This window comes from Arthrobacter sp. TJ-238, assembly GCF_058269215.1.
Map to the genome: position 1 here is coordinate 494,392 of NZ_JBZCNH010000001.1, position 20,173 is coordinate 514,564.

General features: G+C 70.5%; 22 protein-coding genes, 1 tRNA gene and 1 pseudogene. 16 read left to right on the forward strand and 8 right to left on the reverse strand.

Going from position 1 to position 20,173, the window contains the following annotated elements:
• Window positions 1-31: 31 nt before the first annotated feature.
• The 3 genes from AC4D2O_RS02370 to AC4D2O_RS02380 form a co-directional block, all read right to left on the reverse strand.
• Window positions 32-2,416, reverse strand: coding sequence for a phosphoketolase family protein (locus tag AC4D2O_RS02370; protein WP_490904988.1), 2,385 nt, complete (start codon window positions 2,414-2,416; stop codon window positions 32-34).
• Between the two features lie 37 nt (window positions 2,417-2,453).
• Entirely contained in the window at window positions 2,454-4,967 is a 2,514-nt protein-coding gene (locus AC4D2O_RS02375; RefSeq protein ID WP_490904989.1) for an ATP-dependent DNA ligase, read from the reverse strand.
• A gap of 76 nt (window positions 4,968-5,043) precedes the next feature.
• On the reverse strand, window positions 5,044-5,550 hold the full coding sequence (locus AC4D2O_RS02380; protein ID WP_490904990.1) for an SRPBCC domain-containing protein: 507 nt from the start codon (window positions 5,548-5,550) through the stop codon (window positions 5,044-5,046).
• Between the two features lie 68 nt (window positions 5,551-5,618).
• On the opposite strand from AC4D2O_RS02380, the gene ku reads away from it, so the two are divergent.
• The 5 genes and pseudogenes from ku to AC4D2O_RS02405 all read left to right on the forward strand — a co-directional run bounded on the left by ku (window position 5,619) and on the right by AC4D2O_RS02405 (window position 8,365).
• Window positions 5,619-6,458 carry a non-homologous end joining protein Ku gene (gene ku, locus AC4D2O_RS02385; RefSeq protein ID WP_490904991.1) on the forward strand — a complete coding sequence of 280 codons (840 nt, stop codon included), beginning with the start codon at window positions 5,619-5,621 and terminating at the stop codon, window positions 6,456-6,458.
• The gene (locus AC4D2O_RS02390; protein WP_490904992.1) at window positions 6,455-6,709 is read left to right on the forward strand and encodes a hypothetical protein; all 255 of its coding nucleotides are present in this window, start codon (window positions 6,455-6,457) and stop codon (window positions 6,707-6,709) included. Before ku ends, AC4D2O_RS02390 begins: the two co-directional genes overlap by 4 nt.
• A gap of 127 nt (window positions 6,710-6,836) precedes the next feature.
• A pseudogene (locus AC4D2O_RS02395) lies at window positions 6,837-6,955 on the forward strand (ABC transporter ATP-binding protein); the annotation flags it as partial.
• Between the two features lie 42 nt (window positions 6,956-6,997).
• Window positions 6,998-7,564: an AAA family ATPase gene (locus tag AC4D2O_RS02400; RefSeq protein ID WP_490904993.1), complete on the forward strand. Its 567-nt coding sequence runs from the start codon at window positions 6,998-7,000 to the stop codon at window positions 7,562-7,564.
• A gap of 69 nt (window positions 7,565-7,633) precedes the next feature.
• Entirely contained in the window at window positions 7,634-8,365 is a 732-nt protein-coding gene (locus AC4D2O_RS02405) for an ABC transporter permease subunit (protein WP_490904994.1), read from the forward strand.
• A gap of 13 nt (window positions 8,366-8,378) precedes the next feature.
• Here AC4D2O_RS02405 and AC4D2O_RS02410 read toward each other — a convergent pair whose 3' ends face one another.
• From AC4D2O_RS02410 to AC4D2O_RS02420, 3 genes are all read right to left on the reverse strand, one after another.
• The gene (locus AC4D2O_RS02410; RefSeq protein WP_490904995.1) at window positions 8,379-8,987 is read right to left on the reverse strand and encodes a flavodoxin family protein; all 609 of its coding nucleotides are present in this window, start codon (window positions 8,985-8,987) and stop codon (window positions 8,379-8,381) included.
• 95 nt (window positions 8,988-9,082) lie between these two features.
• Entirely contained in the window at window positions 9,083-9,751 is a 669-nt protein-coding gene (locus AC4D2O_RS02415; RefSeq protein ID WP_490904996.1) for a haloacid dehalogenase type II, read from the reverse strand.
• Window positions 9,751-10,002: a DUF2630 family protein gene (locus tag AC4D2O_RS02420; protein WP_490904997.1), complete on the reverse strand. Its 252-nt coding sequence runs from the start codon at window positions 10,000-10,002 to the stop codon at window positions 9,751-9,753. Before AC4D2O_RS02420 ends, AC4D2O_RS02415 begins: the two co-directional genes overlap by 1 nt.
• Before the next feature lie 178 nt (window positions 10,003-10,180).
• Here AC4D2O_RS02420 and AC4D2O_RS02425 point away from each other — a divergent pair.
• The 5 genes from AC4D2O_RS02425 (at window position 10,181) to pstS (ending at window position 13,362) form a co-directional block, all read left to right on the forward strand.
• Window positions 10,181-10,254, forward strand: a tRNA-Val gene (locus AC4D2O_RS02425).
• A gap of 216 nt (window positions 10,255-10,470) precedes the next feature.
• A complete protein-coding gene (locus AC4D2O_RS02430) occupies window positions 10,471-10,935 on the forward strand; it encodes an Hsp20/alpha crystallin family protein (RefSeq protein ID WP_490904998.1) in 465 nt (154 codons plus the stop codon).
• 118 nt (window positions 10,936-11,053) lie between these two features.
• Window positions 11,054-11,851, forward strand: coding sequence for an SDR family oxidoreductase (locus AC4D2O_RS02435; RefSeq protein WP_490904999.1), 798 nt, complete (start codon window positions 11,054-11,056; stop codon window positions 11,849-11,851).
• Window positions 11,852-11,953: 102 nt separating this feature from the next.
• A complete protein-coding gene (locus AC4D2O_RS02440; protein WP_490905000.1) occupies window positions 11,954-12,175 on the forward strand; it encodes a hypothetical protein in 222 nt (73 codons plus the stop codon).
• 74 nt (window positions 12,176-12,249) lie between these two features.
• Complete coding sequence (gene pstS, locus AC4D2O_RS02445; RefSeq protein WP_490905001.1) at window positions 12,250-13,362, forward strand: phosphate ABC transporter substrate-binding protein PstS; 1,113 nt, start codon at window positions 12,250-12,252, stop codon at window positions 13,360-13,362.
• Between the two features lie 54 nt (window positions 13,363-13,416).
• Here pstS and AC4D2O_RS02450 read toward each other — a convergent pair whose 3' ends face one another.
• Window positions 13,417-13,953, reverse strand: coding sequence for an SRPBCC family protein (locus AC4D2O_RS02450; protein ID WP_490905002.1), 537 nt, complete (start codon window positions 13,951-13,953; stop codon window positions 13,417-13,419).
• Between the two features lie 208 nt (window positions 13,954-14,161).
• Between AC4D2O_RS02450 and AC4D2O_RS02455 the strand changes: the two genes are divergently transcribed.
• From AC4D2O_RS02455 to budC, 3 genes are all read left to right on the forward strand, one after another.
• Window positions 14,162-14,656, forward strand: a complete 495-nt coding sequence (locus AC4D2O_RS02455; protein ID WP_490905003.1) for a Dps family protein — start codon at window positions 14,162-14,164, stop codon at window positions 14,654-14,656.
• Window positions 14,657-14,766: 110 nt separating this feature from the next.
• Window positions 14,767-15,291 carry a gluconokinase gene (locus tag AC4D2O_RS02460; protein ID WP_490905004.1) on the forward strand — a complete coding sequence of 175 codons (525 nt, stop codon included), beginning with the start codon at window positions 14,767-14,769 and terminating at the stop codon, window positions 15,289-15,291.
• Window positions 15,292-15,409: 118 nt separating this feature from the next.
• Window positions 15,410-16,204, forward strand: coding sequence for a meso-2,3-butanediol dehydrogenase (gene budC, locus AC4D2O_RS02465; RefSeq protein ID WP_490905005.1), 795 nt, complete (start codon window positions 15,410-15,412; stop codon window positions 16,202-16,204).
• Window positions 16,205-16,339: 135 nt separating this feature from the next.
• On the opposite strand, the gene AC4D2O_RS02470 is transcribed toward budC, so the two are convergent.
• The gene (locus AC4D2O_RS02470) at window positions 16,340-17,038 is read right to left on the reverse strand and encodes a LysR substrate-binding domain-containing protein (RefSeq protein WP_490905006.1); all 699 of its coding nucleotides are present in this window, start codon (window positions 17,036-17,038) and stop codon (window positions 16,340-16,342) included.
• A 55-nt stretch (window positions 17,039-17,093) separates the two neighbouring features.
• Between AC4D2O_RS02470 and AC4D2O_RS02475 the strand changes: the two genes are divergently transcribed.
• The 3 genes from AC4D2O_RS02475 to AC4D2O_RS02485 all read left to right on the forward strand — a co-directional run bounded on the left by AC4D2O_RS02475 (window position 17,094) and on the right by AC4D2O_RS02485 (window position 20,127).
• Entirely contained in the window at window positions 17,094-17,486 is a 393-nt protein-coding gene (locus AC4D2O_RS02475; protein ID WP_490905007.1) for a DUF5997 family protein, read from the forward strand.
• Between the two features lie 197 nt (window positions 17,487-17,683).
• On the forward strand, window positions 17,684-18,505 hold the full coding sequence (imuA', locus tag AC4D2O_RS02480; RefSeq protein ID WP_490905008.1) for a DnaE2-dependent mutagenesis accessory factor ImuA': 822 nt from the start codon (window positions 17,684-17,686) through the stop codon (window positions 18,503-18,505).
• Window positions 18,502-20,127: a DNA polymerase Y family protein gene (locus AC4D2O_RS02485; protein WP_490905009.1), complete on the forward strand. Its 1,626-nt coding sequence runs from the start codon at window positions 18,502-18,504 to the stop codon at window positions 20,125-20,127. Before imuA' ends, AC4D2O_RS02485 begins: the two co-directional genes overlap by 4 nt.
• Window positions 20,128-20,173: the final 46 nt, after the last annotated feature.

Genomic DNA, 20,173 nt, shown 5'->3' on the forward strand with positions numbered 1-20,173 from the left:
GCGGCCGGTCCCCCGCCGGGCCGTCGGGGCATTACGTGGCGTCGTCGGGCGAGGACTCGTCGAGGGTCCACCCCGTGATGGACTCGAGGTCCTTCCCGGCGTCGCGCGTGTACTGCCAGGCGCGCTGCCGCTGGTCCTGGAGGTCCTGCCGGAACCGGGCCTGGGTGGCGCCGAGGGCCGGCACGCGGTCGATCACGTCCATGGCCAGCTGGAACCGGTCGATCTGGTTCAGCATCGCCATGTCGAACGGCGTCGTTGTGGTCCCTTCCTCCTTATACCCGCGCACGTGCAGGTTCGCGTGGTTGGTGCGCCGGTAGGTCAGCCGGTGGATGAGCCACGGATAGCCGTGGAACGCGAAGACCACGGGCTTCGACGTCGTGAACAGCGTGTCGAAGTCCCGCGCCGACAGTCCGTGCGGATGCTCGGAGCTGTCCTGCAGGCGCATGAGGTCGACGACGTTGACCACGCGGATCTTCAGCCCGGGGATGGCTGCCCTCAGCAGTCCCGCGGCGGCCACGGCCTCGAGCGTGGGCACGTCGCCCGCACAGCCCAGGACGACGTCGGGCTCCACGCCGGGCTCCTCGGAGCCGGCGAAGTCGAGGATGCCGATGCCGCGCGTGACGTGCAGGAGCGCCTCCTCGGGGCCGAGCCAGGTCGGGGTGGGCTGCTTGCCCGTGACGATCACGTTGACGGTGTCCCGGGTCGTCATGCAGTGCCGGGTCACCGCGAGCATCGTGTTGGCGTCCGGTGGCAGGTAGACGCGGATGATGTCCGCCTTCTTGTTCATCACGTGGTCGATGAAGCCGGGGTCCTGGTGGGAGAAGCCGTTGTGGTCCTGCTGCCAGACGTGGCTGGAGAGCATGTAGTTGAAGGAGGCGATGGGCTGCCGCCACGGCAGGGTGCGGTGCACCTTCAGCCACTTCGCGAACTGGTTGAACATCGAGTCGACGATGTGGACGAACGCCTCGTAGCAGTTGAACACCCCGTGGCGTCCCGTCAGCAGATAGCCCTCGAGCCACCCCTGGCACAGGTGTTCGCTCAGCACCTCCATGACCCGGCCGGACCGCGCGAGGTGCTCGTCGACGTCCTCGATGCGAGGCTGCCAGACCTTGTCCGTCACCTCGTACACGGCCGAGAGGCGGTTCGACGCCGTCTCGTCCGGACCGAACAGGCGGAAGTTGTGCGGATTGCGGTCGATGACGTCGCGGAGGTAGCCGCCCACGGTGATCATCGGGCTCACCTTCTCCGCGCCCGGGCGCGACACCTCCACGGCGTGGTCGGCGTAGGAGGGCAGCACGAGGTCGCGGAGGAGCCAGCCGCCGTTGGCGTAGGGCGTGGCGCTCATCCGCAGGTCGCCGTCCGGGGCGAGCGCGGCGATCTCGGGGCGCAACTCCCCGGCCTCCGTGAAGAGCGACCCCGGATCGTAGGACCGCATCCAGTCCTCGAGCTGGTGCAGGTGCTCCTCGTTGCTGTGGATCTCCGAGAGCGGCACCTGGTGGGAGCGCCATGTCCCCTCCACGGGATTCCCGTCGACCACCGCCGGGCCGGTCCAGCCCTTCGGCGAGCGCAGCACGATCATCGGCCAGCGGGCGGCGCCCTCATCGGTCCCGGCCGGGGAGGTGCGGGCCGTGTCCTGGATGGCGTGGATGTCGTCGATGCAGGCGTCGAGGACGGCGGCGAAGTCCCGGTGCGCGGCCTCCGTGGCCGACGGGTCGGTCACCGTGACGAAGTGCGGCTCGTACCCGTACCCGTACATCAGCTGTCGGAGCTGGTCCTCGGGCATGCGGGCCAGGACGGTCGGGTTGGCGATCTTGTAGCCGTTGAGGTGCAGGATCGGCAGCACGGCGCCGTCGACCGCCGGGTCCACGAAGCTGTGCGAGTGCCAGCTCGTGGCCAGCGGCCCGGTCTCCGCCTCGCCGTCACCCACCACCGCGACCGCGACGAGACCGGGGTTGTCGAAGACGGCCCCGTAGGCGTGCATCAGCGCGTACCCCAGTTCACCACCCTCGTGGATGGACCCGGGGGATTCGGGTGCGGCGTGGGACGGGATGCCGCCGGGGTAGCTGAACTGCCGGAACAGGGCGTTGAGCCCCGCGCCGTCCGTGCCGATGCTGCTGTAGACCTCGGAATAGGTCCCTTCGAGCCAGGCGTTGGCCACCACCGCGGGCCCACCGTGGCCGGGGCCCGCGATGAACAGCATCTCCTGCCCGCGCTCCGCGATCACGCGGTTGAGGTGGGTGTAGACGAAGTTGAGCCCGGGCGTGGTGCCCCAGTGGCCGAGCAGCCGCGCCTTCACGTCCTCACCGGCGAGCGGGCGCGTCAGCAGCGCGTTGTCCCGCAGGTAGATCTGGCCGACGGAGACGTAGTTGGCTGCCCGCCACCACGCGTCCAACCCCTGGATATCGAGACCGCTCATGTATGCCTCCTAGGTGATACTTCCGGTGCGTGCGGATTCAGAGTTCGACGACGACGTCGGACGGCGTCTTGTCCGGCCGCCAGCCCCGCCAGACGGGATGTCGCAGGCGGCCTGTGCCGGTGTGTTCGCTGTACTGGACCTCACCCACGAGGGCGGGCCGGACCCAGTGGGCGTCCGACGCGTCGATCCCGGGCACGTCGGTGAGTGGGGCGGTCTTCCGGCCCAGCTTCTTCAGGCGGGCTCCGACCTCCGCGAGGTCCCGCTCCGTCAGGCCGGAGCCCACGCGGCCCACGTAGCGCAGGTCCACGCCGTCGGGCACGGCCACGAGCAGTGACCCGACCTTCGAGGCGCGGGTTCCCTTGCCCGGCCGCCAGCCCACCACCACGACCTCCTGCGTGCGCAGGTGCTTGATCTTCACCCACGACGACGACCGCGCACCGGGTTGATAGTCGCTCGTGAGGCGCTTGGCCATGATCCCCTCCAGCCCCAGCTGCCGGCTCGCCTCGACGGCTTCCCGGAGGGTCGCATCGAGGGCCGGGGGGACCTGCACGTGACCGTCCTCCGCGGGGTCCACCGCCCTCTCGAGCAGTTCGCGCCGCTGGCGGTACTCCAGCCCGGTCAGGTCGGTGCCGTCGAACTCGAGCAGGTCGAACAGCATGAGGCGCACGGGCGTCACCCCGCGGGCGACGTCGATCTCGGCCCGGTGCGTGAGCTTCATGCGCGTCTGGAGCAGACCGAAGTCCGGCCGGCCGCGGCGGTCGAGGGCTACGATCTCGCCGTCGAGCACGGCGCTCCCGGCATGGACGAGGTCCCCGAGGTCCCCCAGCTCCGGGTAGACGGGCGTGGTGTCGATGCCGTTGCGGCTGGTCAGGGTCACCGCGCCGTCCCTGACCACGGCGATGCAGCGCACCCCGTCCCACTTCATCTCGTAGGACCAGGCATCGGGGTCGGGGATGGCCTCCTCGGAACCGAGGGTGGCCGTCATGGGCCGGAGGACCGCCGGTCCGGGTCGGGCGGGAACCGGCGTCTGCCGCGTCTGCCGCGTCTCCTGGGCTTCCGTGTCCGGGGACGCCGGCCCGCCGCCGCCCCTGTTCTGCTGCGCCTCCGCGGGCTGGTCCTTCATGAGGTGGATCAGCCAATTGCTCTTGCCGTTCGATCCGCCACCCGTGTTGATGAGCGCGTAGCGGCGGATCGCCGTCCCGCCCTTCGCCAGGCCGCCGTCCGCCCGCCCGTGGAGCGTGCAGATGACCTCCTTGCCCTCACGCCACTTCTCCAACTCGTACGTCCCCGCATCCCAGATGGTCACCTCACCCGCGCCGTATTCCCCGTGGGGAATAGTTCCCTCGAACGAGCCGTAGTCCAGCGGATGGTCCTCCGTCTGGACCGCCAGGTGGTTCCTGCTCGGCGTCAGCGGCGGTCCCTTCGGAAGGGCCCACGAGACGAGGACGCCATCGTGCTCCAGGCGGAAGTCGTAGTGGAGGCGGCGTGCGTGATGCTGCTGGATCACGAAGCTGGTGCCCCCGGCAGGGCCTACCGCGTCGGGGACGGGCTCGGGCGTCTTCGCGGCGTCCCGCATGGCACGGTAGGTGGACAGGCGGTCCGACGGCGCACCAGCGGCACGGCCGGGGACCTGCTCGTCGCTCGCCGTGAGGGGCGGAGTCGCGGGAGCGAGGAGGTCCCCGGACTCCTGGAGGCGCTGCACCACCTCCGCGTGGTCCAGCTGCCGCAGGTCCTCGCCGTCGAGCTCCTCCCACGCCCGCGGAGCGGCGACGGTGGGCTCGAAGCGCCCACGGAGCGAGTAGGGGCTCACGGTGGTCTTGTTCGCGTTGTTCTGGCTCCAGTCGACGAGCACCCGGCCTGGGCGCAGCGCCTTCTTCATGTCGCTGACGGCGAGGTCGGGGTGGTCGGCCTCGAGGGCCCGGGCGAGTTCACGCGCGACGGCGGACACCTGCTCCGAGGTCTGCCGGCCGTCCAGGGCGCAGTAGAGGTGGATCCCCTTGGCGCCGCTGGTCACGGGGAACGGCTCGAGGCCCATGCCCTGCAGGATCGGCCGCGCGAGCAGCGCCACGGCCGCGCATTCGGCCAGCCCTGCATCGGTCCCGGGGTCGAGGTCCAGGACGAGGCGGTCCGGGTTGCCCCGGCCGCCGTCCTCGGTGAAACGCCACTGCGGCACGTGGACCTCGAGCGCGGCGATCTGCCCCAGCCAGGTGAGCGTTGCGAGGTCCTCCACCAGGGGGTAGACGTTCGTGTGGTCCTTGTGCTGGATCGCGCGGCGCGGCACCCAGGCGGGAGCGTTGTCGTCGATGTTCTTCTGGAAGAACACCTCGCCCGGCTCCTCGGGGGTCCCGACGCCGTGGACCCAGCGCTTCCGGGTGACCGGCCGGTGCTGCGCGTGCCGGATGAGGTGCGGCGCCACGGCGGCGTAGTAGGCGAGCACGTCCGCCTTGGTGGTACCCGTGACCGGGTAGAGCACCTTGTCGAGATTGGAGAGGCGCAGCGTGCGTCCGTCCACGGTGACGGTCTGCTGCCGGGCCGTGCGCGGAGGAGCCATGCCCCCAGTCTCGACCGCGGGCCCGGGGGCGGTCCAGTACCAATCGGCCGGGCACCCCTACGGCGCCCGCCGGGCCCTAGCCCTGGTCGCGGTCCTCGAACTGCTCGCGGTACCGGGCCACGTAGACGTCCCACAGCGCCGGGTCCTGCCCGAGGCTGCGCCTGTTCAGGAAGTCGTCCAGTCCGGCGATGGTGAGGTGCCAGCCGGCGGCCATGGTGGCCGAGTGCCGCGGACTGCCCGGGGTCAGGAGCAGCACGAGCTGCGATCCGTTGTCGGCGGTCCGCGCAAGTTCCCAGCGGAGGCTGTCCCGCTCCCACGTGTAGGCGAGCACCGTGGGCCGCTCGGCCTCCAGCACCTCGCCGCGCAGGGGCTTCTGGTCGGCGTACCGGAACAGGATCTCTTCTCCTGCGCGCGGCTCGAACTCCATCTCGCAGGGGAACCAGTACTTCAGCTTCTCGGCCTCCGTCAGGTGCTTCCACAGCACGGTCGGCGGGAACGCGAACTGGAATTCCAGGCGCAGCACGGTGGCGCCGTCGTCGCTGGTGGTCTTGCTGACGATGGGCTCTACGGTCTCGGAGGTCACCTCCCAAGTCTAGGGCGGGCGGCCGGCACCCTCTGGCCCACTAAGCCTGCTTGGTGTTGACTTGACCCATGAGAGCCATCTGGAAGGGAGCGGTCGCGTTCGGGCTGGTCAACGTGCCCGTCAAGGTCTACAGCGCCACCGAGGACCACGACATCCCCCTCCACCAGGTCCACGACGAGGACGGCGGCCGCATCCGCTACCAGCGCCGCTGCGAGATCTGCGGTGAGGTGGTCGACTTCAAGCACATCGACAAGGCGTACGACGACGGCGAGCACACGGTGGTGCTGACCGACGAGGACCTCTCGTCCCTGCCGGTCGAGAGGAGCCGGGAGATCGAGGTGGTGGAGTTCGTGCCGAGCGACCAGATCGATCCGGTCATGTTCGACCGCGCGTACTACCTCGAGCCCGACAGCACCTCGACGAAGGCGTACGTCCTGCTGCGGCGCACGCTCCAGGAGACGGACCGCACCGCGATCGTGCAGTTCTCCCTCCGGCAGAAGAGCCGCCTGGCGGCGCTGCGTGTCCGCGGGGACGTGCTCATGCTCCAGACGCTGCTGTGGGACGACGAGGTGCGGGAGGCCTCCTTCCCGGCCCTCGAGGAGAAGGTGCGCATCTCCGCCAAGGAGAAGCAGATGTCCGCGGCGCTCGTCGACTCCTTCTCCACCGACTTCGACCCCGAGAACTTCACCGACGACTACCAGGTCCAGCTGCGCACCCTGATCGACGCGAAGATCGAGAAGGGCGACACGATCGACACCGAGGAGACCTTCGGTGCGGCCAGGGAGGACGACGACGGCGACAACGTGCTCGACCTCATGGAGGCCCTGCGCCGCAGCGTCGAGAAGAACCGCGAGAAGAAGGCCGGCGGCACGAAGGCCACCGGCGCCTCCAAGAAGAAGGGCGCGTGATGGGATTCTTCACCGACAGCCTCGGCCGCCAGACCGTGGTGCAGACACCGAACGCGCCGATCCTCGGATGGGCCCTGTTCGGTGCAGCGTCCTTCATGGCCCTGGAGGAACGGAACCGTGAGCGCCTCCGCCTCGCCAGCTCGCTCTGCCTGGCCGTCTGGGCCGCGCTCGAGGTGATCTCCGGGAAGAGCGGGTTCCGGCGCAGCTCCGGTGCGCTGACCCTGTCCTGGCTCTCCCGTAAGGCCCGCTGAAACGACGGGCGGCAGCTCCCTTGTCCAGTCCCGACCACGGGTCTAGCATGCTCCTCGACGGCTCCATCGCCACCGTCGAGGATCCCGATGTCCCGGCCGCCGGCAGCATCCGTCCGTCGGAGGAACCATGCAGCATGCACTGGAGCTACGGGACCTGACCAAGCGCTACGGGACGCGCTCCGCGCTGGACGCCGTGTCGCTCACCGTGCAGCCCGGCAGCGTGGTGGGGGTGATCGGACCCAACGGTGCCGGCAAGACCACCACCATGCGCCTCATCCTCGGGCTCGTGTGGGCGCCCTGTCCAAGGGCAACAAGCAGAAGCTGGGCCTGGTCCAGGCGCTCATGCACCGGCCCGAGCTGCTGGTCCTCGACGAGCCGACCTCGGGCCTCGATCCCCTCGTGCAGCGCGAGTTCCTCGCCCTCGTCCGCGAGGCGAAGGCCCTCGATCAGGCCGTCTTCCTGTCCTCCCACGTGATCTCCGAGGTACAGCACGGCGCCGACCACGTGGCCGTCCTCCGCGAGGGACGCCTCGTCCGCTCCGCGCGGGTCGCGGACCTGCGGGACGAGGCCCCCCGTTCGGTGCGGATCGAGCTGGACCGCACCCTGACCGAGGCGCAGGCCCGGGCCCTGGACCTCGCCGGTCTCGAGATCCTCTCGATGGGCGCACCCGCTGCTCCCGGCGGACGCGTGGTCGTGGAGGGTCGGCTCTCGGGATCGCCGGCCGCCCTCATCCCGCTCGTGGCCGAACTCGCGCTGCAGGACATCGTGATCGAGGAACCGGACCTCGAACAGGCCGTGCTCGGCCTGTACGGGCGGCCCGGACCCGTGCCGGCCGGAGCACACCATGGCCACTAGCACCCTGCCCCTCGTGCGCCACACCCTCAGCGCTCCCGCGTCGGACTGGCCGGCTGGTCCGCAGGGCTCGTGGCGGCGAGCCTGCTCTACCTGCCGATCTATCCGTCCATGGGCGCCTCGGGGCAGCTCGAGTCCATGATCTCGTCCCTGCCTCCGGAACTCGTCTCCACCCTCGGCTTCGACCTGATCACCACCGGCGCGGGCTACGCGCAGGCCACCCTCCTGGGGCTGATCGGCTTCGTCCTGCTGACCATCGCCGCGGTGGGCTGGGGGGCGGCGGCGATCGGCGGCGAGGAGGAGAGCGGCGCCCTCGAACTCACCCTCGCGCACGGTGTCACCCGTGAGCAGGTCGCGCTCGAGGCGGCCCTCGCGCTGGGCCTGCGGCTCGCCGTCGTGTGCGCAGTGCTGCTCGTGGCCATCCTCGCGCTCGACGGCCCCGCGGAGCTCGGGATCCCGGCGGGCCATGCCGTCGCAGGGACGTTCGCCCTGTACCTGCTGACCCTGCTGAGCGGGCTGGCGGCGATCACCGCCGGCGCGCTGACCGGTTCCCGGACGGCGTCGGTCGCGGCTGGCGCTGCCGTGGCGGTCCTCGGCTACGCCTTCAACGCGCTCGGCAACCAGGCGGAGGCGGCACGGTGGATGAAGAACCTCTCACCCTATGACTGGGCCTTCTCCCCGGCGCCGCTGGCCAACGGCCTCGGGAACGGCGCCGGCGGGGGGATGGCCCTCATCCTCGGCCTGTGCGGCGCCCTGGTGCTGGCCGCCGTCGTCGGGCTGTCCCGTCGCGACATCGGCCGGTAGCAGGGCCCGCCCGTCACTCCAGGGGGAAGTTCTCCCGGCGCAGCAACTTCGCCAGGTGCTCGGCGTTCCGGACGACACCCGCCGTCGTCGTGGCGACCACCTCGGGCACTTCGGCGAGGTCCTTGAAGTCGACCGACTGCATGGCCTCGCCCACCCAGTAGGTGGAGCCCTGCGACGGCAGGGAGAAGCCGATGTCATTCAGTCCCTGCATCATGTCGGCGACCGTCTTGTGGGCACCGTCCTCGTTACCCACCACGGCGACGACGGCGACCTTGCCGGCCATGACGGGGCGCCCCTCCTCGTCCGTCTCGGCGATATCGGCGTCGAGCCGTTCCATCACCCGTTGCGCGAGGCTGGAGGGGTGGCCCACCCAGATCGGGGTGGACAGTACGAGGATGTCGGCGGCGAGGATCTTCTCGCGGAGGACCGGCCACTCGTCCCCGTTGCCCATGTCCTTCTGCACCCCGGGCACGACGTTGTGATCAACCACACGTGCGCTGGATGTGGCGATGCCCCGTTCGGCGAACCGGTCGAGGATGTGCCGGGCCATCAGGTCGGAACTGGACGGTGCGGGGGATGGCGTGAGGCTGCAGATGAGAGCGAACGCGGTCAGGCCTTGCATGGGTACTCCTCCTGGTGGGAATCGCGGCCGCAGGCGTGCAGGCCGGTCGTGGGGGATTCGGCGACGGCCACCGTGCGATGGGTGGCCGTCGGCCCTCAGGCCCGCAGGACGCCGGGCAGCTCGGTGATCGAGGGTACTTCGTGATCGGGTGCCGCCATGGCGGAGGGATAGGGCGAGCCGTCGCGGTTCAGCCAGGCGGTCCGGAGCCCGGCACGCGCAGCACCGTCGATGTCCCAGGGATGGACGGCGACGAGCACGACGTCGCCCGCCTCCCGCTGCAGGGCACCGAGGGCGAAGGCGTAGGACTCGGGCGCGGGCTTCCAGCGCGGCGCGTCCTCGACCGACAGGACGGCGAGGACCTGATCCCGGACACCGGCCCGGTCCAGGAGTGCCTCCGCCGTCGCCGTCGCGCCGTTGGTCAGCGCTGCGACGCCGAAGCCTGCGGAAGCCAGGGTACGGATGCCCTCCACCACGTCCGGGTGCACCGCGAGCCCCTGCAGCGACGACAGGATGTGGGCGACCGCGTCGTCGAGGTCCCGGTTGAGGATCTCGTCCGTGAGGACCGCCCGCAGTGCACCCTCGGCGACCTCCTTGAACGCAGGGTTCCGCCCGGCTGCGGTGAGCGCGAAACCATCCCGGAGCACCGAGGCGAACCAGAGCGCGGCCAGCTGCGGAGGCGCGCCGATCTCCTTGAAATGCTGGGACAGGGGATCCATGTCCGAGAGGGTGCCGTTGACGTCGAACAGCACCACCGGCAGCGCCATTACTGGCGGTACCCCTCCACCTGGCTGATGGGACGGGCGTCGGCCTCGGCGGGGTCCTCTCCCGCATCGGCCTTCGCGCGGCGCTGGCGGAGCAGGTCCCAGCACTGGTCGAGGTCCTCCTCCACCTTCTTCAGGCGCGCGGCGTGGTCCTGGTGGGCCTCGGCGGCGCCGGCGTCCTGTGGCTGCTCGCGGAGCTCGTGCTCCTCCTGCACGAGTGCCTGGATGCGCTGGAGGATGTCCTGGTTGTCCATGGTGCGTCCCTTCGTCGTCGCCGTCCCGGCGTGCCGGATGATCAGCAGGCTTTCCTTCAGGCTACTGAGGCCGCGGACGGTTGACCAGCACGATCACCGACGTGCCCGGGAGCCGGAAAGGCGTCGCAGGGGAATTTGGCGCGGCGCCCGGATGCCCTAAGCTGTTGGAGAACCAATTGCCTGTGTAGCTCAGTCTGGTAGAGCATCCGCTTCACACGCGGAAGGCCCGGGGATCGAGGCCCCGCGCAGGCACGGGGATCAGCTGGAGACAGCACCACAGAAGGCCCGTACCGACTCGTCGGTGCGGGCCTTCTGCATTGGCGGACCGCGTGTTCGTTCTGGGCGAACGGACCGGGGCTTAGCACTCATAGGGGTCGAGTGCTAATATTTTCGTAGTTGAGCGAAGGACGCTCAACTCCAGGAATCCACCCACCGGTGGCATACGCGAAGGAGTTGTTTCCAGTGGCCATGAAGTTCGATCCATTCCGCGAGCTGGACCGCGTTGCCGGCGCCCTCCTCGAGAGCCGTCCCGGACTCCGCCTCATGCCGATGGACCTCTACCGCGAGAAGGACCACTATGTCCTTGCCGCGGATCTTCCGGGCATCGATCCCGGTTCGGTCGACATCGACGTGGACGGCCAGCTCCTGACCATCCGCGCGGAGCGCACCCTGCGCAGCGCCGAGGGTGTCAAATGGCTGACCCGCGAGCGCGAGAGCGGCTCGTTCCTCCGCCAGCTCAGCCTGGGCCAGGGCGTCGACACCGAGGGCATCTCCGCCCGGTACGAGAACGGTGTCCTGAGCGTGATGATCCCCGTCAGCGAGCGCGCCAAGCCGCGCAAGATCGAGATCGTCAGCGGAGAGGCGTCGACCCCGCTCCACGCCGGCGCCGTCCAGGACTCGGACTCCGGCACCCAGGGCGCCGTCGAGTCCTGACCCCCGCCGCGAGTACCCCCGACCGGCACCCATACCAGTACCCCCGGGCTTCCCGCCCGGGGGTACTTCGTCGTGAGCCCTCTTGCGGGGGTACGCGCCGGGCACGAAGGATGGGGTCATGGACTTCACACCCAGCAAAGCAATCGTCACAGGCTCCGATTCCGGCATCGGCCGGGCCACGGCCGTCGCCCTCGCAGCGGCCGGCTGCGACGTCGGCATCACCTGGCACTCCGACCAGGAAGGTGCCGAGGAGACCGCGCGTCTCGTCCGGGAGAAGGGCGTCCGGTCCGCCGTCGCGCAGCTCGATACCACGGACGCCCCGGCGTGCGGCGATGTCGTCGATCAGCTCGCCCAGGAGCTCGGCGGCCTCGACGTCTTCATCAACAACGCGGGCGTCAACGGCGGCACCATGTTCATGGAGACCGACTGGGACACCTGGCGCGGCACCATGGGCGCCAACCTCGACGGCGCGTTCGTCTGCATCCAGCGCGCAGCCCGGCACATGATCGATGGCGGCAAGGGTGGGCGCATCATCGCCGTCACCAGCGTCCACCAGGAGCAGCCGCGCGTCGGCTCGGCGGCCTACGACGCCTCGAAGCACGGCCTCGGCGGGCTGATCCGCACCATCGCGCTCGAACTGGCCGACCGCGGCATCACGGCGAACGCCGTCCTGCCCGGAGAGATCAACACCCCCATGAATGCGTCGGCGGACCAGGATCCCCGCACCATGGACCGCCCGGGCATCCCCGTGGGCCGGCCGGGAGCGCCCGAGGAGATCGCCGACGTCGTCGCCTTCCTCGCATCCGGCGCCTCCAGCTACGTCAACGGCGCGTCGTTCGTCGTCGACGGCGGCATGCTCCTGATGGGCCCGCAGGCCGGATCGCACCTCACCAGCGGGGACTGGCGCACTCTCTGATCAGGAAAGTGTGAGGAACACCACAGTCTTCAGCGCACGTTCATGCCGCGTTCAGGAGGCGTGGCTAGCGTGGGAGTCCCGTACCCCTGCGAAAGGCCCGCCATGGACACCCCCCTCCCCCCTGCCAGTGATGCCGACCTGCAGGACTGGTCGGGCTTCAAGCGCGGCGAGCACGTCACGCTCCAGCACGCGGCGGGGACGCAGCTCCGCGGAGTCCTGGACATGAGGACCGACGACGCGTCCGTGGTGTGGATCCAGCTGAATGACGGTGGTGGCCGCCGGCTCGTGCACCGGGGCGACGGCTACCGCCTGCGCCGCGGCTGATCCGGGGACCGAACACCCCGTCCACCTGATGTCCATCTTGGGTTCACCTTTTCGCCACCTGTAACGTGGCGGAGGTGAGAACCCGTGCACCCCTGTCGCTGTCCCTCGCCGTCGTCCTCGGTCTCACGGCCTGCGGCTCCGACTACCCGCTGGGCCCGGAGCAGGAAGCGGCGGCCCAGCGCGGGGACACGAGCCTGCAGGGCGCCGTGACCGCCGCGGGATCCTCGGCCCAGGGACCGGCCATGGACGCCTGGCGCTCGGGATTCACCACCCTCCACCCGCGCGCGCAGGTGCAGTACTCGCCCGACGGCTCCGGCGCGGGACGCGGTGCGCTGCTCGCCGGGGCCGTGGGGTTCGCCGGCTCGGACGCGTACCTCAGTGACGAGGAGCTCGCCGAGTCGACACAGGCCTGCGGGCCGGGCGGTGCCTTCAACATCCCCGCGTACATCTCCCCGATCAGCATCGCGTTCAATCTGCCCGGCATCACGGAACTGGAGCTCGACGCCGCCACCGTGGCGCGGATCTTCCGGGGAGACATCACGACGTGGGACGATCCCGCCATCGCGGCCCAGAACCCGGACGTGGACCTCCCCGCGCTGCCCGTCTCGGCGGTCAGCCGGTCCGACGACTCCGGCACCACCGAGAACTTCACGGACTACCTGCATGCCGTGGTGCCGGAGATCTGGACCGAGGAGCCCGACGGCTCCTGGCCGTCCGCACTAGGGAACGAGAACGCCAAGGGCAACGCCGGCGTGGTCAGTACCGTGGCAGCCACCGCGGGAGCCGTGACCTACGCGGACGATTCCGCCGTCGGGGATCCCCTCGGCCGCGTGTCCCTGAAGGTCGGCGACGCCCACGTCCCGGCAGGCCCCGAAGCGGCCGCGGCCGCCGTCGACCTCGCGAGCCGCGTCCCCGGCCGCGCGGACTACGACATCGCACTCGACCTCGACCGGGCCACCACTGCCCCCGGCGTCTACCCGCTGGTCCTCGTCTCCTACCACGTGTACTGCTCGCGCTACGAGAACGAGGCGACGGCCGAGGTCGTCCGCGCCTTCGGCACCTACGCGGTCAGTACGGAGGGGCAGGCCGCGGCCGCGGACGCGGCGAAGAGCTCCCCCCTCTCGCCCGAACTGTCACAGCTGGCCACCGAGGCGATCGCGTCGGTGGAGGTCGGCGAGATCCCCTAGGACGCGGACGAGGCGGACCCCCGCAGGGATCCGCCTCGTCCTCGGGCACGTGCGTCAGCCGACGCGCGGCCCTCCCGAATCGGGGTCGTTCGTGGACGTGTCGGGCAGCGCATCGTTCGCCGGCGCGGCGTCCCCGCCACCTGTCGGCGGGGCGTCGACATTCCCGCGCCAGGCGCCGGTCTCCCCACCGCTCTTCTCGATGAACTGCTTGAACCTCTTGAGGTCGCCCTTCACCTGGGCGGAGTCGGCGTTCACCACGGCGCCGATCTTCTCCGTGAAGGTCTCGGGGTGCCAGTCGATCTGCACCATGAGCCGCGTCGTGTTCGCGTCCAGGCGGTGGAAGGTCACCACGCCGGCGTGGGACTCGCCGTCGGTGCTCTTCCAGGCCACGCGCTCGTCCGGGTGCTGCTCGGTGATCTCGGCGTCGAACTCGCGCCGGACCCCGCCGATGCTCGTCACCCAATGTGTCCGTGTGTCCGAGGTCTGCGTGATGGACTCGACCCCTCCCATGAACTGGGGGAAGCTCTCGAACTGGGTCCACTGGTTGTACGCCGTGCTGACCGGTACTGCTACGTCGATAGATTCCTGCACTGAAGCCAAAAGGTTCCTCCTCGTAGAGACTCCGGCGCCGTCGCTGCCCCTGTACAGGGGCCGAGCACGGCTGACCATAAGTCCCCTTAGCGTAGGCAGATCGGTTGGAATTGACCAACGCGCAGGTCTAGGGTGAAAGGAGTCCACACGGCGGGAATCGGCGTGTCCGGAACCCGCCCGGAGCAGGAAATCTAGCACTGGAGGATTCATGAAGGCTTCACCCACCCTCACGGACAACATGCAAGCCGTCCTGGTCGACCTCATCGAACTGCACCTGCAGGGCAAGCAGGCCCACTGGAACGTGGTCGGCAAGAACTTCCGCGACCTCCACCTGCAGCTGGACGAGATCATCGACGACGCCCGTGCCTTCGCCGACGAGATGGCGGAGCGCATGCGCGCCCTGCACGCCGTGCCCGACGGCCGCAGCGTCGCCGTCGCCGAGGGCACCAAGATCCAGCCGTTCCCGGCCGGGCTCGTCTCCACCAAGGACACCGTGGGCCTCGTGGTCAACATGCTGAACGCCACCGTGAACACCATGCGCGACGTCCACGACCAGATCGACGAGGAGGACCCCACGACGGCGGACCTGCTGCACGGATTCATCGCGAAGCTCGAGCAGTACGCCTGGATGGTCGACGCCGAGAACATGGAGCCGACCGCCGAGGTCGTCACGCCCGTCGGCACGGAGAACGCGACCGTCTGACGCACGGCATCCTTCGTCTGATAGGAAGGGAGGCACCGACTGGTGCCTCCCTTCCCGCGTCCGGGGTGGGGTTCCCGCGCCCGTCCCGCCACCAGAGAAGGACACCGCACATGGAAGCACGTCCCTGCCACGTGGTCGTCATGGGGATCTCCGGATCGGGCAAGACGACCATCGCCACGCGCCTCGCCGAGCAGCTCGACTGGACCTTCGCCGAGGCCGACGAATTCCACCCGACAGCCAACATCGCGAAGATGAGCTCCGGGACGCCGCTCACCGACGAGGACCGCTGGCCATGGCTGGGCTCCCTGCGGGACTGGATGACCGCCCAGGCCCGTGCGGGCCGCAGCACCGTGGTGACCTGCTCGGCCCTGCGGCGCTCCTACCGGGACATCCTCCTGCAGGCCGAGGGCAGCGTCAGGTTCGTGCACCTGCTCGGCGACACCGGCCTGATCCTCGAGCGCATGAAGACCCGCAGCGGCCATTTCATGCCGGAATCACTCCTGCCCTCCCAGGTCAGCACCCTCGAGCCCCTGCAGCCGGACGAGCAGGGCGCCCGGATCGAGAACACCGGCACGCCCGACGCCGTCACGGCCACCGTCATCGACAGGCTCGATCTCGTGTCCGGGTGCCGGTAGCCCCCCGCACCCGCCGGCAGGACCGCTAGCAGGTCCGGCGCTCCTGCGGGGAGCACCTGCGGTTGTTGCGGGAGCATGGGCCCGATGCCACGGTGGAGGGAACGAGAGGAGCATGGCAATGGACCCCGGACCAGGCGGCGCGGTCATGCAGCAGAGGTTCGACGGGAAGGTCGTCATCGTGACCGGCGCCGGCTCGGGCATCGGCGAGGCGACGGCCCGGCGCTTCGTCGCCGAGGGGGCCCGGGTGGTCCTGACGGATTCCGTCGCGGACAAGATCGACGCCGTCGTCGCGTCCCTGCCCGACGCGCAGGCGACGGCGGTGGCCGCCGATTCGGCCGACTACGGGCAGGTGGCCGTCATGGTGCAGGAGACCGTGCAGCGGTACGGCCGCCTCGATGTCCTCGTCAACAATGCGGGCACCATCACCCAGGGCACCGTCCAGGACACGACCGTCGAGGACTGGCACCGCGTCATCGACACCGACCTCTCCGGCGTGTTCTACGGGACGAAGGCGGCCCTGGAGTACCTGGTGGAGAGCAAGGGGTGCATCGTCAACGTCTCCTCCGTCTCCGGCCTGGCCGCGGACTGGCGCATGAGCGCCTACAACGCGGCCAAGGGCGGGGTCAGCAACTTCACCCGCGCGGTCGCCCTGGACCACGGCAAGGACGGCGTGCGGGTCAACGCCGTCGCCCCCGGTTTCATCTGGACGGACCTCACGAGCGATGACGGCGAGCCGCACGAGCTCTCCGACGAGTTCGCCGCGCGCATCGCGCTCGGGCGCGGCGGCCTGCCGGAGGAGGTCGCCGCCGCCATCACCTTCCTCGCGAGCGACGACGCGCGCTTCATCACCGGCGTGGTGCTCCCCGTGGACGGCGGCACGATGGCCAGCAACGGGCAGCCGGCCCAGGCCTGAGAGGTCCACGACGTCCGGTACGACCCGTCGGCCCGGCGCTGCAGCAGCGCCGCGAGCGAACGGCCCACGGTGCGGCCGGAGAAGATGCACCCACCGAGGAAGGTCCCTTCTGCACCGCCGCTTCGGCATGGGACGTCAGCGCCGCTTGCCCCGCGTGCCGGACGGGCGGGCCGGTTTCCCCTGCTGCTTCCCCTGCTGCTTCGCCGGCTGCTGTTTCCCGGCCGCGGCCTTCTTCGCTGCCGCCTTCTGCGACGCGCTCTTCTTCGGTGCCTCGCGCTGCGAGGGCTGCCGCGAGCTCTGGGCCGTCCGTCCGCGGACGATGCCGATGAACTCCTCGACGTCGTCGGACTCGTCCTCCATCCGCCAGGCGATGCCGATCGTGGTGACGGGCAGGCCGGGGACGGGCCGGTGCACGGCGTCCTTCCGCGCGTACAGGCGGGCCAGGGACATCGGCAGGACCACGACGCCGGCACCCGAGGCCGCCACCTCCACTGCCGTCCTCGGGCCACCGCACCCGACGACGTCGAGCAGGGTCTCCCCCTCGAGCTCCTCGAGCGGCACGTCCTCGTAGAGCGAGAGCTCGTTCTCCCGCGACATGACGGCCACGGGCTGTTCCTCGTAGAGGGGGATCAGGTGGAGCCCGGTGCGGTCCACGGGCAACCGCACGAAGACGACGTCGTCGGAGGCGTCCCGGAGCGCCGCCAGGGCGTCGTCGTGCTGGTGGAGCTCCAGGGGGATCTCCGGATGCCGCTCGCGCCACCGGGCCACCCACTTGCCCGGCGTGACACCCGGGACGAAGCCGACGGACAGGATTCGGGGCTGGTCGGCGGGCACCTCCTCACAGTAGCGCCTGCCCCTCCGCCGCGGACGTGGCCGTTAAGCTGGGACCATGAATCCCCCGAAGACCCCCCAGACCCTGAAGCCCGCCACCGCGGCAAAGAAACTGGGCATCTACCTGCCCGCCGCCCCCCAGGGCTTCCAGGAGACCGAGCTGACGCGTGCGGAGTTCAACGAGCTGCAGCAGACCCCGCCCGAGTGGCTCGCCGAGTTGCGCCGCACCGGCCCGCACCCACGCCCCGTCGTCGCCCAGAAGCTCGGCATCTCCATCAGCGGGCTGGCCCGCGGCGGGATCACCGACCCCCTGACGAGCGAGCAGATCACCGCCCTGCTGCAGGATCCGCCCGCCTGGCTGGTCGCCGAGAGGTCCACGCAGGCCGCGGTCCGCGCTGAGGCCGCACGGGTCAAGGAGCGCGACACCGCGCGCAAGGAGACCGACGCCTGAGGTGGATTCCTCCGGGCTGCCCAGCCGCCCGATCTCCGCGGACTGCCCGATCTCCTGGAGCTGCCGGAGGACTTCGCACGGGCGAAGGGCACACCGGCATCGGGTCCTGATTGGGCGTTCTCAATACCACAGGAGAGGCGGTTTCCTGCGCCGACACGCCGATTGACTTAATCGAACACGTATTCGAATATTAGGGAGTGACACCTCCAGCCGCCGGCCATTCCCTCGCATGGGATGAGCCTTCCCCCGACTCCGAGGACACACACCACCCGAACCCCGCCGACCGCCGGGGAGCGTCCACGGCGGATGTCACCCTCGGCCTCCAGGCCCGCATCAACAGCATGCAGGCCCGCAAGCTCGATTCCCGCCTACTGCCCACGGTCCCTGCCCTCGCGCGGATCCTGCCCGGCGGGGGCCTCCAGTCCGGCGGCTCCTACACCGTCCGGAACTCGACCTTCCTCGCCATGGCCCTGCTCGCCGGTCCTTCCGCGACCGGCGCGTGGTGCAGCGTGGTCGGTATGCCGGACTTCAGCGTGGAGGCGGCGCAGGGTTTCGGGATCAACCTCGAACGCCTCATCCTGGTCCCCGATCCCGGGCCTCAGTGGCTCACGGTCACGGCGGCACTCGTGGACGTCGTCTCGATCGTCCTGACCCGCTCACCGGAACACCTCGCCCCCACCGAATGGGCCCGCCTCAGGGCGAGGCTGCGCCAGCGCGGCTCGGCCCTGATCACCCTCGGCAACTGGAAGCAGAGCGACTCCACGATCGGCGTGGCCGAGAGCGCGTGGGAGGGGCTCGGCGCGGGAACGGGCCACCTCCGGGCGCGCTCCATGAAGATCACCGCCACCCAGCCCTCGGGGCGGCTCCGCCACGCCTATGTGGGACTCGCCGACCTGCAGGGGACCCCTGCGGGCACCACGTTCCCGGGCACCACGCACCAGCATCTGCAGCACGACGCCCCGAACGCGGCCGGGGCGGCCGGGACCCTGTTCGAGCCCCGGCTCATGAAATCCTCATGACGTCCCCGCCGGCCACGCCCACGGAGCCCGCGGAACCCACGGAGCCCGTTCCTGCCACCCGGACCATGGTGCTCTGGTGCCCCGACTGGCCCATCACGGCGGCGCTGCGCGAGCACGCGCTGCCCGCCGAGACTCCGCTCGTCCTCGTGGACCGCGGGGAGGTCTTCGCGTCCTCCCCGGCGGCCCGGGAGGACGGCGTGAAGCGCGGGCTGCGTATCCGCGAGGCCCAGGCCCGCTGCACAGGGCTCATGGCCCTCCCGTACGACCCGTCGCTCGACGAGCGCACCTTCGAGCCCGTGACCGCGGCCGTGGAGGCCATCCTGCCCGGCGTGCAGGTACTCCGCCCGGGACTGTGCGCCATCAGGGTCAAGGGCCCTGCACGCTACTACGGGAGCGAGCGCAACGCCGCAGCCGTGGTCCAGCAGACGCTGGCCGCCATCGGCCTCACCGACGTGCGGATCGGCATCGCGGACGGGCCGTTCGCCGCCGAGCAGGCGGCCCGGGCCACCGACCAGCTGGACGACGACGTCGAGCAGCTGGTCGTCATCCCGCCGGGCGGCTCGCCCTGGTTCCTCGGCAGCTACCCCCTGGAGGTCCTCGAGCAGCCCGGACTCGCCGTACTGCTCAAACGCCTCGGCATCCGCTCCCTCGGCGACTTCGCGGCGCTCAAGGCCTCCGATGTCCGCAACCGCTTCGGCATCGAGGGGGCCATCGCCCACCGCCAGGCCAGCGGACTCGACCACCGGAGCGTGGTGGCCCGGACACCCCCGCCCCACCTCGACACCATCGCCGATTTCGAGCCGCCCCTCGCCCGTATCGACCAGCTCGCCTTCGCCCTCAGGGCCCGGGCAGGCGAGTTCGTCGACACGCTGCGCGAGGCCGGGCTCGTCTGCACGGCGCTGCAGGTCTCGCTGCACACGGAAGCGGGCGAGACGTCCGCGCGCCGGTGGCAGCACCCGCGCTGGTTCGACGCCGACGACGTCGTGGACCGCGTGCGCTGGCAGCTCCAGGGCACCAACGCCTCCGACCACGGACTCACCTCGGGCATCACCCGGGTCCACCTCGTCCCGGACATCGTCGAGGACCTCGGCGACCACGCGGACGGGCTCTGGGGGACGGGACCGGACGAGGGGATCCACCACGGGCTGGCCCGTGTGCAGAGCATGCTGGGTCACGGCGCCGTACTCACCGCCATCATCGCGGGAGGACGTCTCCTGGCGGACCGCCGCGTGTACATCCCGTGGGGGGACGCCCCGGCGGGCCGGTCCGCGAAAGTTCCGGCGAAGGACCGCGACCAGCCCTGGCCCGGCCGGCTGCCCGGCCCCGCCCCCGCCACCGTGTTCGCCGAGCCCGTACCCGCCGCCGTCGTCGACACGCACGGCAACCCGGTGGACGTGGACCCGCGCGGCCTCCTGAGCGCCGATCCGGCCTTCTTCAGCGCGGGGCCCGACGACGGCCGCCGGGCCGTGCACTCCTGGGCCGGCCCCTGGCCGATCAACGAACGCTGGTGGGACCCGAAGGGGCGCGTGCTCAACCGCTTCCAGCTGGTGGACCACTCGGGATCCGCCTGGTTGCTGCTGCTCGAGGACCACGCGTGGTGGCTGGAGGCCGGCTACGACTGACGGCGGGACCCCGCCACCCGCGACAACTACAGGACATCCAGACAGG

Coding starts and splice junctions, on each gene's coding strand:
- AC4D2O_RS02370 (WP_490904988.1), bottom strand. CDS start 2,416: ATGAGCGGTCTCGATATCCAGGGGTTGGACGCGTGGTGGCGGGCAGCC.
- AC4D2O_RS02375 (WP_490904989.1), bottom strand. CDS start 4,967: ATGGCTCCTCCGCGCACGGCCCGGCAGCAGACCGTCACCGTGGACGGA.
- ku (WP_490904991.1), top strand. CDS start 5,619: ATGAGAGCCATCTGGAAGGGAGCGGTCGCGTTCGGGCTGGTCAACGTG.
- AC4D2O_RS02410 (WP_490904995.1), bottom strand. CDS start 8,987: ATGCAAGGCCTGACCGCGTTCGCTCTCATCTGCAGCCTCACGCCATCC.
- AC4D2O_RS02415 (WP_490904996.1), bottom strand. CDS start 9,751: ATGGCGCTGCCGGTGGTGCTGTTCGACGTCAACGGCACCCTCTCGGAC.
- AC4D2O_RS02420 (WP_490904997.1), bottom strand. CDS start 10,002: ATGGACAACCAGGACATCCTCCAGCGCATCCAGGCACTCGTGCAGGAG.
- AC4D2O_RS02430 (WP_490904998.1), top strand. CDS start 10,471: ATGAAGTTCGATCCATTCCGCGAGCTGGACCGCGTTGCCGGCGCCCTC.
- AC4D2O_RS02435 (WP_490904999.1), top strand. CDS start 11,054: ATGGACTTCACACCCAGCAAAGCAATCGTCACAGGCTCCGATTCCGGC.
- AC4D2O_RS02440 (WP_490905000.1), top strand. CDS start 11,954: ATGGACACCCCCCTCCCCCCTGCCAGTGATGCCGACCTGCAGGACTGG.
- AC4D2O_RS02455 (WP_490905003.1), top strand. CDS start 14,162: ATGAAGGCTTCACCCACCCTCACGGACAACATGCAAGCCGTCCTGGTC.
- AC4D2O_RS02460 (WP_490905004.1), top strand. CDS start 14,767: ATGGAAGCACGTCCCTGCCACGTGGTCGTCATGGGGATCTCCGGATCG.
- budC (WP_490905005.1), top strand. CDS start 15,410: ATGGACCCCGGACCAGGCGGCGCGGTCATGCAGCAGAGGTTCGACGGG.
- AC4D2O_RS02475 (WP_490905007.1), top strand. CDS start 17,094: ATGAATCCCCCGAAGACCCCCCAGACCCTGAAGCCCGCCACCGCGGCA.
- AC4D2O_RS02485 (WP_490905009.1), top strand. CDS start 18,502: ATGACGTCCCCGCCGGCCACGCCCACGGAGCCCGCGGAACCCACGGAG.